Source organism: Stutzerimonas azotifigens (assembly GCF_013522725.1).
GTDB lineage: Bacteria > Pseudomonadota > Gammaproteobacteria > Pseudomonadales > Pseudomonadaceae > Stutzerimonas > Stutzerimonas azotifigens_A.
Map to the genome: position 1 here is coordinate 425448 of NZ_JAAMRF010000001.1, position 14984 is coordinate 440431.

General features: G+C 64.9%; 12 protein-coding genes. 9 read left to right on the forward strand and 3 right to left on the reverse strand.

The genetic code is table 11. From position 1 onward, the window contains the following. The first annotated feature begins 43 nt into the window (after positions 1 to 43). Positions 44 to 1468: a threonine synthase gene (gene thrC / locus G7026_RS02025; RefSeq protein WP_181068968.1), complete on the forward strand. Its 1425-nt coding sequence runs from the start codon at positions 44 to 46 to the stop codon at positions 1466 to 1468. Positions 1469 to 1931: 463 nt separating this feature from the next. Here thrC and G7026_RS02030 read toward each other — a convergent pair whose 3' ends face one another. Then, entirely contained in the window at positions 1932 to 2618 is a 687-nt protein-coding gene (locus G7026_RS02030; protein ID WP_181068969.1) for a GntR family transcriptional regulator, read from the reverse strand. A gap of 223 nt (positions 2619 to 2841) precedes the next feature. Here G7026_RS02030 and G7026_RS02035 point away from each other — a divergent pair, with 223 nt between their 5' ends. The 8 genes from G7026_RS02035 (at position 2842) to G7026_RS02070 (ending at position 13040) form a co-directional block, all read left to right on the forward strand. Beyond that, entirely contained in the window at positions 2842 to 3303 is a 462-nt protein-coding gene (locus G7026_RS02035) for a GlcG/HbpS family heme-binding protein (RefSeq protein ID WP_181068970.1), read from the forward strand. Positions 3304 to 3764: 461 nt separating this feature from the next. After that, complete coding sequence (locus tag G7026_RS02040) at positions 3765 to 4742, forward strand: TRAP transporter substrate-binding protein (protein WP_181068971.1); 978 nt, start codon at positions 3765 to 3767, stop codon at positions 4740 to 4742. Between the two features lie 71 nt (positions 4743 to 4813). Next, complete coding sequence (locus tag G7026_RS02045) at positions 4814 to 5347, forward strand: TRAP transporter small permease (protein ID WP_181068972.1); 534 nt, start codon at positions 4814 to 4816, stop codon at positions 5345 to 5347. Between the two features lie 53 nt (positions 5348 to 5400). Beyond that, positions 5401 to 6687 carry a TRAP transporter large permease gene (locus G7026_RS02050; RefSeq protein ID WP_181068973.1) on the forward strand — a complete coding sequence of 429 codons (1287 nt, stop codon included), beginning with the start codon at positions 5401 to 5403 and terminating at the stop codon, positions 6685 to 6687. 24 nt (positions 6688 to 6711) lie between these two features. Further along, a complete protein-coding gene (locus G7026_RS02055; protein WP_181068974.1) occupies positions 6712 to 7506 on the forward strand; it encodes an enoyl-CoA hydratase in 795 nt (264 codons plus the stop codon). Between the two features lie 28 nt (positions 7507 to 7534). Continuing rightward, positions 7535 to 8722, forward strand: a complete 1188-nt coding sequence (locus G7026_RS02060; protein ID WP_181068975.1) for a CaiB/BaiF CoA transferase family protein — start codon at positions 7535 to 7537, stop codon at positions 8720 to 8722. A gap of 74 nt (positions 8723 to 8796) precedes the next feature. Beyond that, entirely contained in the window at positions 8797 to 10005 is a 1209-nt protein-coding gene (locus G7026_RS02065) for a pyridoxal-phosphate-dependent aminotransferase family protein (RefSeq protein ID WP_181068976.1), read from the forward strand. A 32-nt stretch (positions 10006 to 10037) separates the two neighbouring features. Further along, complete coding sequence (locus G7026_RS02070; RefSeq protein ID WP_181068977.1) at positions 10038 to 13040, forward strand: FAD-binding and (Fe-S)-binding domain-containing protein; 3003 nt, start codon at positions 10038 to 10040, stop codon at positions 13038 to 13040. A gap of 154 nt (positions 13041 to 13194) precedes the next feature. On the opposite strand, the gene rnt is transcribed toward G7026_RS02070, so the two are convergent. Next, positions 13195 to 13869 carry a ribonuclease T gene (rnt, locus tag G7026_RS02075; RefSeq protein ID WP_181068978.1) on the reverse strand — a complete coding sequence of 225 codons (675 nt, stop codon included), beginning with the start codon at positions 13867 to 13869 and terminating at the stop codon, positions 13195 to 13197. Continuing rightward, on the reverse strand, positions 13866 to 14909 hold the full coding sequence (gene pyrC / locus G7026_RS02080; RefSeq protein ID WP_181068979.1) for a dihydroorotase: 1044 nt from the start codon (positions 14907 to 14909) through the stop codon (positions 13866 to 13868). Before pyrC ends, rnt begins: the two co-directional genes overlap by 4 nt. Positions 14910 to 14984 lie beyond the last annotated feature (75 nt).

Here is a 14984-nt window from a genome sequence, read left to right on the forward strand (position 1 = left end):
GTTTCGGCGCCAGCCTTCAGGCTCGAAACCGGAAAGGTTCGTCATGCGCTACATCAGTACCCGCGGCCAGGCACCGGCCCTGAATTTCGAAGACGTCCTGCTGGCTGGCCTGGCCAGCGACGGCGGCCTCTATGTGCCGGAAAACCTGCCGCGTTTCACCCAGGAAGAAATCGCCTCCTGGGCCGGCCTGCCGTATCACGAGCTGGCATTCCGGGTGATGCGCCCGTTCGTGGCCGGCAGCATTCCCGATGCCGATTTCAAGCGGATTCTCGAAGAGACCTACGCGACCGGCGAAGGCGGCGTGTTCGCCCACAGCGCCGTGGCACCGCTGCGTCAGCTGGACGCCAACGAATGGGTGCTCGAGCTGTTCCATGGCCCGACCCTGGCCTTCAAGGACTTCGCCCTGCAACTGCTCGGGCGCCTGCTGGACTATGTGCTGGCCAAGCGTGGCGAGCGGGTGGTGATCATGGGGGCCACCTCCGGCGACACCGGATCGGCTGCCATCGAGGGTTGCCGCCGCTGCGAGAACGTCGATATCTTCATCCTGCACCCGCACAACCGCGTGTCCGAAGTGCAGCGCCGCCAGATGACGACCATTTTCGGCGAGAACATCCACAACATTGCCATCGAAGGCAACTTCGACGATTGCCAGGAGATGGTCAAGGCGAGCTTCGCCGACCAGGCTTTTCTCAAGAGCACGCGTCTTGTCGCAGTCAACTCGATCAACTGGGCGCGGATCATGGCCCAGATCGTCTACTACTTTCATGCGGCGTTGCAGCTTGGTGGCCCGGCGCGCTCGATCGCCTTCTCTGTACCCACCGGTAATTTTGGCGACATCTTTGCCGGTTACCTGGCGCGCAACATGGGCCTGCCGATCGCCCAGTTGATCGTCGCGACCAACCGCAACGACATCCTGCACCGCTTCATGAGCGGTAACCGCTACGACAAGGACACGCTGCACGCCAGCCTGTCGCCGTCGATGGACATCATGGTGTCCTCCAATTTCGAGCGCCTGCTCTTCGATCTGCACGGACGCAACGGTGCGGTGGTGGCTGAGCTACTGAACAGCTTCCGTGCCAGCGGCAAGCTGGCGGTCGAGGAAGATCGCTGGACCGAGGCGCGTCGCCTGTTCGATTCGCTGGCGGTGGACGACGCTCAGACCTGTGCGACCATTGCCGAGGTGTTCAAGGCGAGCGGCGAGCTGCTCGATCCGCACACTGCGATCGGCGTGCGCGCAGCACGCGAGTGCCGGCGCAATCTGGCCACACCGATGGTGATCCTCGGCACCGCACACCCGGTGAAATTCCCCGATGCGGTCAAGCAGGCGGGCGTGGGCAAGGCTCTGGAGCTGCCGGCTCACCTGGCCGACCTGTTCGAACGCGAGGAGCGCTGCAGCGTAGTGCCCAACGACCTCGCCGCGGTGCAGGCCTTCGTCAGCGGACACGGCAATCGCGGCAAGCCGCTCTGACGCACGGCGAGCCGGTGCATAAGGGTGGTGACCTTTAGCCAGGGCAGCGGGCGAGTACAGGGCTCTCGTAGAAGCGGCCTGGGCCGCGGACGCCGTGTGCAGCAGTACTCATCCGGCCCTGCGGGCCGCAAGGGAGACGGGAAAAGCACGCCGCTGCCTGAGGCTTCAATGAGCGCCTGTAGGCGCTGGCGCGCCTGCGACGAAGTCTGCACGGCTCTGGCCCCCGCCTCGGGCGATAGTCCCGGAATCACTTGCGGCGAGGGCAGGGCAGGGGCTGGCTTAAGCGCCAGTTCAGAAAAATCGCGGTGTGGCGGGCGCCCGGTCCGTTATGGCTATTCAGATCATCTCTGCCTACATCGGATATCCCGAGCCGAGCCCTGCTCGCTTCGCCCTTGCTGATCTCTTCGTCGCGCTGGCGCTGTTCCTCATTCGCCGGGCGCTCGTCTGACGCCGCGCAAAGAGCTCAGTCGGGATTGACCACGCCGGCCAGGTTGACTGCCCCGATCTTCTGACCGAGATGCCCGCGAAGGATGGCGCCCAGGCGCTTGCCGTCGCGTGCGCGCAGCGCTTCGATCATTTCCTCGTGATCGTTCACCGCCTTGCGCCAGAAGGCATCGCTCATTTCCATGGTGTAGCGAATTCTTTTGATCCGCTGGCTGAGATTGTTGTACATCTCCAGCAGGATGGCGTTGCGCGAGGCCAGCAGGATGCACTCGTGGATCTGCCGGTTGGCCTCGAAATAGGCCTGCAGCTCCTTGCGCTGGTAGTGCCCGAGCATCTGCCGGTGCAGGTCGCAGATGCGCGCGAACTCCTCGTCCGTCAGGTGGCGGCATGCGGTTTCGCCGGCCAACCCCTCCAGGGCACCCATGACGTCGTAGGTGTGCTCGACGTCGCTCAGCGTCAGGCGGCTCACCCGCGCCCCGCGATTCGGCAAGATCTCCACCAGCCCCTCGGACGTCAGCACCTTGAGGGCTTCACGAAGCGGCGTCCTGGAAATGCCGAATTTCTCGCACAGCTGCTTTTCCGAGATTTTCTCCCCGGCGATCAGCGCACCGTGTTCGATCAGTTCGCGGATTCGGTTGGCCGCTTCCTGGTAGAGAATCCTGTGCTGAATCTTGTCCAACGACTTTTCCTGCGCGGGTAGCGTCATGTCGGCACCTTCGGTAGCGGTCGGCGGCATTGCCGCCTGGCCAGGCTGTGCTAGCTTTTTGAATTAAGAATACAAAGTAGCTCGAAAGTGCGATCTACGCGAAGCCGGAGCGACGACAGTACCTCGCCGCTGCGTTCCGGTAAGCCAGAAGTGGAGTTTACGGAGTGCCTGCGTAGACGCGAAAGCACTTCATCCGATCCGAAACACCCTGAGGAGAAATGGCATGGCTGGCAAGGTTTACCGTTCGAGCGTGGCGATTTCACGGGCGCAGGCCCGACGCATCCTGGACGCGGCATTCGCCGAAGCGAGGGCGAAGGACATGGAGCCGCTGACCGCCTTCGTCATGGACGGCGGCGGCAACCTCATCGCCGCCGAGCGTGAGGACGGCTGCGCCCCGCTGCGTTTCGCGGTCGCCAGAGGCAAGGCCTTCGCCGCGCTGGGCAACGGCGTCGCCAGCCGCACGGTCGGTGTACGTAACGAAGCGCGTCCGGCCTTTCTCGCCGCGGTGGCTGCCGCGTCCGATGGCCGCTTCGTTCCGGTGCCCGGCGGCGTGCTGATTCTCGACGTCAACGAAGAGGTCATCGGTGCGGTGGGTGTCAGCGGCGCGTCCTCGGACGAGGACGAGCAGGCCGCAGTCAGCGGAATCGAAGCGGCAGGGTTCAAGGCTGGCATCGTGCCGGCCTAGCACGACCCGGGGCGCTGCCGACCGGCCTCTCCCGGCTTGCGTCTCGATACCACGGATAGATGGTCGTCGGCGGCGACCCTATTTCTCACACGCCGCGCTCTTATCCAGCCGCGCCGGCCCCTGACAGACGGTGCCGGCCGCTGCATGTCTATTCCGTCGCCGACAGCAATCCGGCTGCGCGTGCCCATTGCCGTAGGCGACAGCTCCTTTCAGAACCCTCCACGGACCGCCGAAATTTTCTTCGATTCCTTTCTGGCGCCTCTCGAAAAGCTGAACTAAGGTCTGAACGGGATGATGAATAATGAATTCATTTTTCCTTGAAGCCCGGTTCGATGCTGTCCGCAATCTGAATCCACCGGGCTCCAGCAACGCCGCCTGCCGGCGATGCGCGTCGGGCTGCCCACCTGGGCTCCGACGGTGATTGCAGTACCACCTCAATAAAAACAACAGTGGAGGTCAGCATGAAAATCCTGAAGACGGCATTGGTCGCGTCCCTGCTAGGTCTTGCCGCAGCGTCGGCACAGGCGGCCGAGAGACAGATCAAATTCGGGCACGTCGGTGGCCCGGGGTCGCTGTTCGAAATCTCGGCCAACGAGTTCGCACGCATCGCCAACGAAAAGCTCGAAGGCAAGGCCAAGGTCGTGATCTACGGGTCCAGCCAGCTCGGCGACGACTCGCAGATGCTCAACAAGCTCAAGCTCGGCTCGCTCGACCTGGCGCTGCCCTCGACCGTGATGAGCAGTGTGGCGCCGGCGTTCTCATTGTTCGAAATGCCCTACCTGATCAGCGATCGCGAGCACATGAAGCGTGTCCGCGACGGGCTGGTTCGCGACGTGCTGTACAAGGCCGCGGAAGGCAAGGGCTACAGGATCATCGGCGTCTGGGAGAACGGCGTCCGGCAGATCACCAACAACGCCCGGCCCATCGTCGTGCCGAGCGATCTGAAAGGCCTGAAGCTGAGGACGCCGAACGGCATCTGGCGCGTCGAAATGTTCAAGAGCTACGGCGCCAACCCGGCTCCCATGGCGCTCTCCGAAGCTTTCGTGGCGCTGCAGACCGGTGCGATGGACGGCCAGGAAAACCCGCTGGTGCAGAGCTATTCGCAGCGCTTCCATGAGGTCCAGAAATACCTCTCCATGTCCAACCATGTTTACACCCCCGCCTTCGTCGTCGCTGGCGCGAGCTGGAAGCGCTTCCCCGAGGACGTGAGGCAGGCGCTGAGCGAAGCCGCCCAGCAGGTCGAGGCCTACGCCCTGGAGCAGGGCAAGTCGCTCGACGAAAGCCTGGTGAAGAAGATGGAAGAAGCCGGGATGGAGGTGAACGAGGTCGACCAGCAGGCCTTCATCGACGGCTCCTCCGCGATCTACGCCAAGTTCGCCAAGGAAGTCGAGGGCGGCCAGGCGATGCTCGACAAGGTGAAACAGCTCCGCCAGATGTGACCCCCACCTGCCTCCGCATGACCGCACCGAACGCCGGTGCGGCGATGCCCCAGATAGATCGGAGAGAGCTGATGAATTCCGTCGCTGCTTTCAGAAAGGGTTTTTCCAAGTTGCTTGAAGTCATCGTGGTGATCAACGTTGTGGCGCTGGCGCTGGTGATCACGATCGGCTTCGCCTCGCGGTTGGCCGGCTCGCCGTTCAGCTGGTACGACGAAGTGGCCTCGGTCGGGCTGGCCTGGCTCACCTATTACGGCGCGGCGCTGGCCGCTGCCAAGGGCGCGCATATCGGCTGCCCGAGCGTGGTGAATTACTTCTCGCCGAAGCTGCGTCTGCCGATCGCGCTGGTCGCCGAGGCGATCACCATCGGCTTCTTCGTGCTGCTGGCCTGGACCGGCACGCAGGTGGTCCTGATCCTGGAAGGCTCGACGCTGGTCAGCCTGACCAGCGTGTCGCTGCAACTGACCCAGTCCGTGCTGCCGATCGGTTCCGCGCTGTTCATCATCGCCGAGCTGCTGCGGCTGCCGGAAGTGATCGAGAGTGCCAAGGGCGACGGATTCGTCGATCACGAGCTCGAAGAGGCCGGCATCAAGCTCGCCAAGGCGTGAGTGGCCGAAACGCATAACGAGCGTCCGCCGCGGGCGCTCGGGGAGAACAAGAAATGACCATCCTGTACATGTTCCTTGGCTTGATATTCCTGATACTCATCAACGTCCCGGTAGCCATCGCGCTGGGTGTCGTCGGTGCGGTGGCGATCTTCATGAGTTACGGCGCACTGGCGCTTCCCAACATCGGGATGGTCATGTACGACGGCACCACCAGCTTCCCGCTGATCGCGATCCCGCTGTTCATCCTCGCCGGCGCCATCATGAACGCTTCGAGCATCTCGCGGCGCCTGATCGACCTGGCCTCGGCCATGCTGGGCTTCATCAAGGGCGGCTTGTCGATGGTCACCATCGGCGCCTCGATCTTCTTCGCCGAGATTTCCGGCTCGGCGGTGGCGGGCGTCTCGGCCATCGGCAGCATCATGATCCCGGCGATGAAGAAGAAGGGCTACTCGAAGGAGTTTTCCGCGGCGCTGTCGTCCTCGGCGGCGAGCCTGGCGATCATCCTGCCGCCGTCGATCCCGATGATTCTCTACGCGGTGATGTCGGGCGAGTCGGTGGTGAAGATGTTCGTCGCCGGCGTCTTCCCGGGGCTGCTCGGAGCGTTAGGGCTCGCCGCGATGTGCTACTACCTGGCCAAGAAGCACAACTTCCCATCCGAGGGCGAGTTCCGTGTGAAGAAGCTCTGGGAAGCGTTCAAGGGCGCGATCTGGGCGCTGTCGATCCCGGTCATCATCCTCGGCGGCATTTTCGGCGGCGTGGTGACCGCTACCGAGGGCGCGGCCCTGGCGGTGGTGGTGGCGATCTTCATCAGCGCTGTGATCTACCGCGAGTTCACCCTGAAGACCTTCTACAAGGCCTGTCTCGACGCGGGTATCCAGACCGCCGTGGTGATGCTGCTGGTGGCCAGTTCCGCGGTGGTGGGGCTGTACCTGACCGAAACCCAGCTGCCGCAACAGTTGGCCAGCCAGATCAGCGAGCTGACCAGCAACAAGTACGTGATCCTGGCACTGCTCAACATCATCTTCCTCATCCTCGGCATGTTCCTGCACTCGGCGGCGGCGATCATCCTGGTGGTGCCCATCGTGTTGCCGCTGGTGCTCGCGGTGGGCATTGATCCAATCCACTTCGGGCTGATCGTCACGCTGAACCTGGCCATCGGTCAGCAGACGCCACCGGTGGCGAGCGTGCTAATCGCTTCCTGCTCGATCGCCAAGGCCGATATCTGGGCCACCACCCGAACCAACCTGTGGTTCCTCGGCGTGCTGATGTTGATCCTGCTGATCAATACCTACGTGCCGGCCTTCGCCATGGCATTGGTGAACCTGGTGTACGGCACCTGATGGATATGACGGGAGGACGCAACCATGACTGATACGACACAGGGGCAGGTGGTCTGCCAGATCGAGCAAGGCGTCGCCTGGATCGGCTTCGACCGACCGGAAAGCCGCAACGCGATGACCTGGAGCATGTACGACAGCCTGGACCAGCTTCGCCAGGAGGTGGACGACAACCCCGAGGTGCTCGCCGTGGTGTTCCACGGTTGCGGCGGCAAGGCTTTCGTCGCCGGCACCGACATCGCCCAGTTCGCCGACTTCGAGGGCGGCGAGGCGGGGGTCACCTACGAGCGGCGTATCGACAGCGTGATCGCCGGGCTGGAGAACATGCGCAAGCCCACCCTCGCGCTGCTCGAGGGGTTCTGCGTCGGCGGCGGGGCGGCCATTGCCCTGGCCTGCGACTTCCGCTACTGCACGCCGTCGCTGAAGTTCGGCGTGCCGATCGCACAGACGCTTGGCAACTGCCTGTCGGTGACCAATGTCTCGCGGCTGATGGATCTGCTCGGCGTCGCGCGGACCAAGGAGGTGCTGATGGCCGCCCGGCTGATCGAGGCGCCGGAGGCGGCGGCGATCGGCCTGGTCAGCGGCGTCATCGAGGCGGAGGCGATCCGTCAGGAAGTTGCCCACAAGGCACAGGCCTTCGCCAAGCGCGCGCCGCTGACCGTGCAAGCCACCAAGGCCACCATCAATCGGGTGCTGGCGCACCGCCGTGCCTCGGCGGACGCCAGCGACGACTGGATACGCGCCTGTTACGGCAGCCGGGACTTCAAGACGGCCGTCGAGCGGTTCGCCAGCAAGACGCCGTTCGAATGGACCGGCCAGTAGTCACGCGCCCGCTGCCTGGAGATAACTCATGCTTCCACTGAACAACGTGAAAATCCTCGACATCTCGCAGATCATGGCAGGCCCCTACTGCACCATGGTGCTCGGCGACCTCGGGGCCGAGGTGATCAAGGTCGAGAAGGCCAATGGCGGCGACGACAGCCGACAGATGGGACCCTACGTCAACGGCGAGTCCACCTGCTTTTTCCAGATCAACCGGAACAAGAAGAGCATCTCGCTGAACCTCAAGGACCTGCGCGCGCGCGAGGTGTTCTACCGGCTGGCCGCCGACGCCGACGTGATCGTGGAGAACTACCGGCCGGGCGTGACCCAGTCGCTGGAGATCGACTACGAGACGATCCGCCGGATCAACCCAGGGATCATCTACTGCTCGATTTCCGGCTACGGCCAGAGCGGGCCGTACAGCAACAAGGGCGGTTTCGATCTGGTCGCGCAGGGTATGACCGGGCTGATGTCGATGACCGGCGAGCCGGGCAAGCGTCCGCTGAAGACCGGCATCGCGGTGTATGACATCGGGGCCGGCATTACCGCCATCTATTCGATCCTCGCTGCCTACATCCACAAGCAGAACACCGGGGAAGGGCAGCACATCGACATCGCCATCGCCGAGTGCGGGCTGCCCTGGTTCAGCTGGGAAGCGGCCGCCTATTTTGCCGAGGGCACCGTGCCCAAGCCCACCGGTTCGCGCCATCGGGTGTCGGCACCGTACCAGGCGGTCAAGGCCGCGGACGGCTATCTGATGCTCGGGTGCGCCAACCAGCGAACCTGGGAGCGCTTCTGCCGCGACGTGATCGACCGCGAGGACCTGCTCACCGACGAGCGCTTCGTCACCAACAGCGACCGCGGGCGCAACGTCGAGGTGCTGGAGACGCTGCTCGAGGAAATCCTGGTGCGGCAACCGATGAAGCACTGGCTCGAGCGCTGCGACACGGCTGGGGTGCCGGCCGGGCCGATCAACGACTTCGCTCAGGCCATGCACGACGAGCACTACCTGGCGCGGGACATGGTCAAGCAGGTCAGCCATCCGGTGATCGGCGAGATGAAGACGATCGGCTTCCCGACCAAGTTCTCCCGGACCCCCTTGCAGATCCGCTATCCGGCGCCGCTGTTCGCCCAGCATACGGACGAGGTGCTGCAGGGCATCGGCATGAGCGACGACGAGATCCAGAGCCTGCGCAGCGAAGGCTGCGTCCGTTGAATCCGCGTTTTTGCTGATTTGGATTGCATGCAAAACGCAAAAAACAACAAGAACAAAAGTTAAGGAGAGCCGCCATGTTGAAACTCGATTTCCATCCCTCCGGTCGCCATTTCCTCCAGATCCCCGGTCCGTCTCCGGTACCGGATCGTATCCTGCGGGCCATGAGCCTGCCGACCATCGACCACCGCGGCCCGGAATTCGGCGCGCTGGGGCTGGAAGTGCTGCGCAAGATCCGCGAGGTATTCAAGACCCAGCAGCCGGTGGTCATCTACCCGGCCTCCGGCACCGGCGCCTGGGAAGCGGCGCTGGTCAACACCCTCTCGCCGGGCGACCGGGTACTGATGTTCGAAACCGGCCATTTCGCCACGCTGTGGGAAAAGATGGCGCGTCGGCTTGGGCTCGAACCCGAGTTCCTCAGCCTGCAGGGGTACGAGGGTTGGCGTCACGGGGTGCAGGCCGACATGATCGAACGGCGCCTGAGGGAGGACAGCGGCCACACGATCAAGGCGGTCTGCGTGGTCCACAATGAAACCTCCACCGGCGTGACCAGCAACATCGCTGCCGTGCGCCGGGCGATCGATGAGGCGCGGCACCCGGCGCTGCTGCTGGTGGACACCATCTCCGGCCTCGCCTGCGCCGATTACCAGCACGATGGCTGGGGCGTCGACGTGACCATCTCCGGTTCGCAGAAGGGCCTGATGCTGCCGCCGGGCATCAGCTTCAACGCCGTCTCCGACAAGGCCGTCGAAGCCAGCCGCCGCGCGCAGCTGCCGAAGAGCTTCTGGGCCTGGGACGAGATCCTGGAATTGAACAAGAGCGGCTACTGGCCGTACACCCCCAACACCAACCTGCTGTACGGCCTGAACGAGGCGCTGGACATGCTCCTCGAGGAGGGGCTGGAGCAGGTGTTCGCCCGTCACCAGCGCTGGGCGGCCGGCGTGCGCGCCGCAGTCGAGTGCTGGGGGCTGGAAGTGCAGTGCCAGGACCCGAGTGTCTACTCGCCGGTGCTAACCGGTGTGGTGATGCCCGAGGGCATCGACGCCGACGCCGTGCGCAGCCTGATCTACAAGCGCTTCGACCTGTCGCTGGGCACCGGGTTGGGCAAGGCCAAGGGGAAGATGTTCCGTATCGGCCACCTGGGCGACTGCAACGACCTGACGCTGATCGCCACTCTCGGCGGCTGCGAGGCCGGCCTCAAGCTGTCCGGGGCGAAGCTCCAGGGCAGCGGCGTGCTCGCAGCCCTGGACTATTTCGCGGCGCATCCGCTGGCTGCCGCCAGCTGATGTCTTCCCCGACGGCAGAGTAGGAGGTCGTGATGACTTCGTTGAGCGGATCAGGTTTACAGACGAGCAAGGTGCCGGCGGCCCGCGTGACCGAGCTGGCGGCGAGACTGCAACGCGAGATCGCCGGGGAGGTACTGTTCGATGCCGCGTCGCGCGGGCGGTATTCGACCGATGCCTCGATCTACCAAGTGATGCCGGTGGGCGTCGTCATTCCCCGGCACCAGCATGACCTCCAGGTCGCGCTGGACATCGCCCGCGAGGCCAAGGTGCCGCTGCTGGCGCGCGGCGGCGGCACCAGCCAGTGCGGGCAGACCGTGGGCGACGCGCTGGTGGTGGACACCAGCCGCTGGCTGAACCAGGTGGTCGAGTTCGACCCCGAGGCACGCACCGTGGTGGTCGAGCCGGGCATGGTGCTCGACGACCTCAATCGCTGGCTCAAGCCGCACGGCCTGTGGTTCCCGGTGGACGTCTCGACGTCGGCCCAGTGCACCATCGGCGGCATGGCCGGTAACAACTCCTGCGGCTCGCGCTCGATCCATTACGGCAACATGGTGCACAACGTGCTCGGCATCGAGGCGTTGCTGGCGGACGGCAGCCAGGGCTACTTCGGTTTTCTGCACGAACTGCCGGCAAGCGAGCGGATGCGCGAGCTCGCCCGGCAGGTGCAGCGCATCGCCGAACGCGAGCAGCCGAACATCCAGGAGCATTTCCCCAAGGTGCTGCGACGGGTCGGCGGCTACAACCTCGACCTGTTCGACTGCCAGAACCAGCGGCCCTACGACCCGGACGGACAGGTCAACCTGGCGCATCTGCTGGTCGGCTCCGAGGGCACGCTCGGCGTGACCCGGCGGATCAAGCTCCGGCTCTCGCCGCTGCCGCGTCACAAGGTGCTGGGGGTGGTGAATTTCCCCGGCTTTTACCAGTCGATGGACATGACCCAGCACATCGTCAAACTCGACCCCACCGCGGTCGAGCTGGTCGACCGCACCATGATCGAGCTGTCGCTGGAGAACCCAGCCTTCCGCCCGGTGATCGAGAAGGCCCTGATCGGCCAGCCGGACGCGCTGCTGCTGGTCGAGTTCGCCGGCGAGGACGCGGGTGAGCTGCGTCGACAGCTGGATCGGCTGAGCGAGCTGATGGCCGACCTCGGGCTGCCGGGCAGCGTGGTCTGCATGATCGAGGGCGCCGAGCAGACAGCGCTGTGGAACGTGCGCAAGGCCGGCCTGAACATCATGATGAGCATGAAGGGCGACGGTAAGCCGGTGTCCTTCATCGAGGACTGCGCGGTGCCGCTGGAGCACCTCGCCGAATACACCGCCAAGCTCACCGAGGTGTTCCACAAGCACGGCACCGAGGGGACCTGGTACGCCCACGCCAGTGTCGGCACCCTGCATGTGCGACCGATCCTCGACATGCGTCGCGACGGCTCGGACAAGATGCGCGCCATCGCCGAGGAGGCGTCCGAGCTGGTGCGCGCGTACAAGGGCGCGTTTTCCGGCGAGCACGGCGATGGCATCTGTCGCGGCGAATGGGTGGCCTGGCAGTTCGGCCCGCAGCTCAACGCCGCGTTCAAAGAGATCAAGCAACTGTTCGACCCGGACAACCTGCTCAACCCCGGCAAGATCGTCGACACGCCACGGATGGACGATCACAGCTACTTCCGTTTCCCGCGGACCTACCAGCCGATCCCGGTCACGCCGGTACTCGACTGGTCGGGCTGGGACGTGCTGCGCGACCCGCTGACCGGCGAGCAGAGCGCGCCGGGCAGCGCCGGCGACCCCACCGGCGGGCTGATCAAAGCCGTGGAGATGTGCAACAACAACGGCCACTGCCGCAAGTTCGACGCCGGCACCATGTGTCCGAGCTACCGCGCCACGCGCGACGAGCAACACCTGACCCGCGGACGCGCCAACACGCTGCGCCTGGCGCTGTCCGGGCAGCTTGGCAGCGAAGGGCTGGCCAGCGAGGACGTGAAGGCGGCGCTGGATCTGTGCGTGTCCTGCAAGGGCTGCAAGCGCGAGTGCCCGACCGGCGTCGACATGGCGAAGATGAAGATCGAGGCACGCGCCGCGTGGGCCAGCAAACACGCCATTCCGCTACGCGAACGTCTGATTGCGGAGATGCCGCGCTATGCGCCCTATGCACGCCATCTGGCTAGCGCGGTGGCGGCGGTCGAGCGGGTGCCGTTGCTGTCGCGCTGGGTCAAGCGCCGGCTGGGCCTGGCCGACCAGCGCGCGCTGCCGAGCTTCGTCGGCAACTTCCTGGCCGAGGCCAGCGACACGGGGAGCGCGACGCAGACGCGGGAGGTGCTGCTGTTCGTCGACACCTTCAACAACTACATGGAGCCGGAAAACGCACGGGCTGCGCGGCGGGTGCTGGAAGCAGCCGGTTATCGGGTGCACTTCAACCAGGCGCCAGGGCAGCGCCCGCTGTGCTGCGGCCGCACCTACCTGGCCTCCGGGCAGGTGGGGAAGGCCAAGGCCGAGGCGAAACGGGCGCTGGAGCATCTGCTGCCGTTCGTCGAGCGCGGCGTCGCCATCGTCGGCCTGGAGCCTTCGTGTCTGCTCACCATGCGCGACGAGTTCCTGCGCTATGGCTACGGCGAGAAGGCCGTGGTGCTGTCGAAGGCCTCCTTCCTGTTCGAGGAGTTCCTGCTGCGCGAGCACCAGGCCGGTCACCTGCGGCTCGACCTCAAGCCGCTGGCCGAAACCCGGGCGCTGCTGCACGGGCATTGTCACCAGAAGGCGTTCGACGCGCTGCGCCCAGTGGAGCAGGTGCTGCGCTGGATACCGAAGCTGGAGGTCAGGACGGTCGAGACCTCGTGCTGCGGCATGGCCGGCAGCTTCGGCTACGAGCGCGAGCACTACGAGGCGTCGATGCAGATGGGCGAGCTGGCGCTGTTGCCGGCGGTGCGCAAGGCGGAGGCGGATGACCTGGTGGTGGCCGACGGCACCAGCTGCCGACACCAGATCCACGACGGGGCCCAGAGAACGGCGTTGCACGTGGCGAGGGTGCTGGAGCGGGCGCTGGCCTGAGGCGGGGCTGCGGTGTCGTCCTGTTCGCGGTCAAGACCGCTTCGCGGGGCAGGCGGCACCGGGCATTTCCCTTCTCCCTGCGGGAGAGGTGGCTCGCAGGACGGATGAGAGTATGCAGCTCTCCCACCCGGCTCCTACAGGGCATTCGAAGGGCTCAGCTTTCGTAGTCTTCCCAGCCGCCCATCTCCTTCCAGCGATTGACGATGCCGCAGAACAGCTCGGCAGTCTTTTCGGTGTCATAGCGTGCCGAGTGCGCCTCGCGGCCATCGAAGTCGATGCCGGCTGCCTGACAGGCCTTGGCGAGTACCGTCTGCCCATAGGCGAGGCCTGCAAGGGTGGCGGTATCGAAGCTGGAGAACGGATGGAACGGGTTGCGCTTGATGTCGCAGCGAGCAATCGCGGCGTTCAGGAAACCCAGGTCGAAACTGCTGTTGTGGCCGACCAGGATGGCGCGCTTGCAGCCGTTGGCTTTCAGCGACTTGCGCACGCTGCGGAAGATCTCGCCCAGCGCGTGGGATTCGGCAACCGCCATGCGCAGCGGATGGTCGAGCTTGATGCCAGTGAACTCCAGTGCGGCCGCCTCGATGTTGGCTCCCGCGAACGGCTCGACACGAAAGAAGTGCGTGTGCTCGGGAAACAGCAAACCCTGTTCGTCCATGCCAATGGTGACGGCAGCGATTTCCAGCAGCGCGTCGGTGGTGCAATTGAAGCCACCGCACTCGACGTCGACGACCACCGGCAGATAGCCCCGGAAGCGTCGTGCCATTGGATGGCGCGTATCGTTGGGGAGGTTGCCGTCCAGCTCGTCCTCGAACTGCTCTTCACTCATGCGCCGGTCTCCAGTCGCCATTGCAGGGTTTCGCCTGCCCGCAAGGGCACGACCTGTCGTTCGCCGAAGGGCAAGTGGCTCGGTACCGTCCAACCCTCGCGTACCAGCGTGATCTGCTCGGTGTTGCGCGGCAGCCCGTAGAAATCGGCGCCGAAGTGGCTGGCAAAAGGCTCCAGCCGGTCGAGCGCGCCGCGTTGTTCGAACGCCTCGGCATACAGCTCAATGGCGGCAAAGGCGGTGTAGCAGCCGGCACAACCACAGGCCGATTCCTTGGCGTGCTGGGCGTGGGGCGCCGAGTCCGTGCCGAGGAAAAACTTGGGATTGCCGCTGGTGGCCGCGTCGAGCAGCGCTTCCTGATGTACGTTGCGCTTGAGGATCGGCAAGCAGTAGAAGTGCGGCCGGATACCGCCCACCAACATGTGGTTGCGGTTGTAGAGCAGGTGATGCGCGGTGATGGTGGCGCCGACGGTGGCCGGCGCTGCCTCGACGAACTGCACGGCATCGCGGGTGGTGATATGTTCGAACACCACCTTGAGCGTCGGGAAGCGCTCGACGACACGAGTCAGATGTTCGTCGATGAAATGCTTTTCTCGATCGAAGACGTCGATCTCCGGGAGGGTAACCTCGCCGTGCACCAGCAACGGCAGGCCCACCTCGGCCATCGTTTCGAGCACCTCGAAGATATTGTCGATGCGGGTCACGCCGGAGGCGGAGTTGGTCGTCGCCCCGGCCGGGTAGAGCTTGGCGGCGTGGACGAAACCCGATGCCTTGGCCTGGCGGACGTCTTGCGGACGCGTGGCGTCGGTGAGGTAGAGCACCATCAGCGGGTCGAAGCGGCTCCCGGCGGGCCGGGCGGCAAGGATGCGCTGGCGATAGGCGTCCGCCTCTTCGGCGTTGCGCACCGGCGGAACCAGGTTGGGCATGATGATCGCCCGGGCGAACTGGCGGGAGGCATCGGCGACGGTGTGGGACAGCGCCTCGCCGTCACGCAGGTGGATGTGCCAGTCATCGGGGCGCAGCAGGGTGAGTCGATCGGACATGCAGAGTTCCAGGCGGGTCGAACGTGCGGGAATGCTACCGGAAAAGCCATGCGGCGGCACGCCGCGTTACCCGGT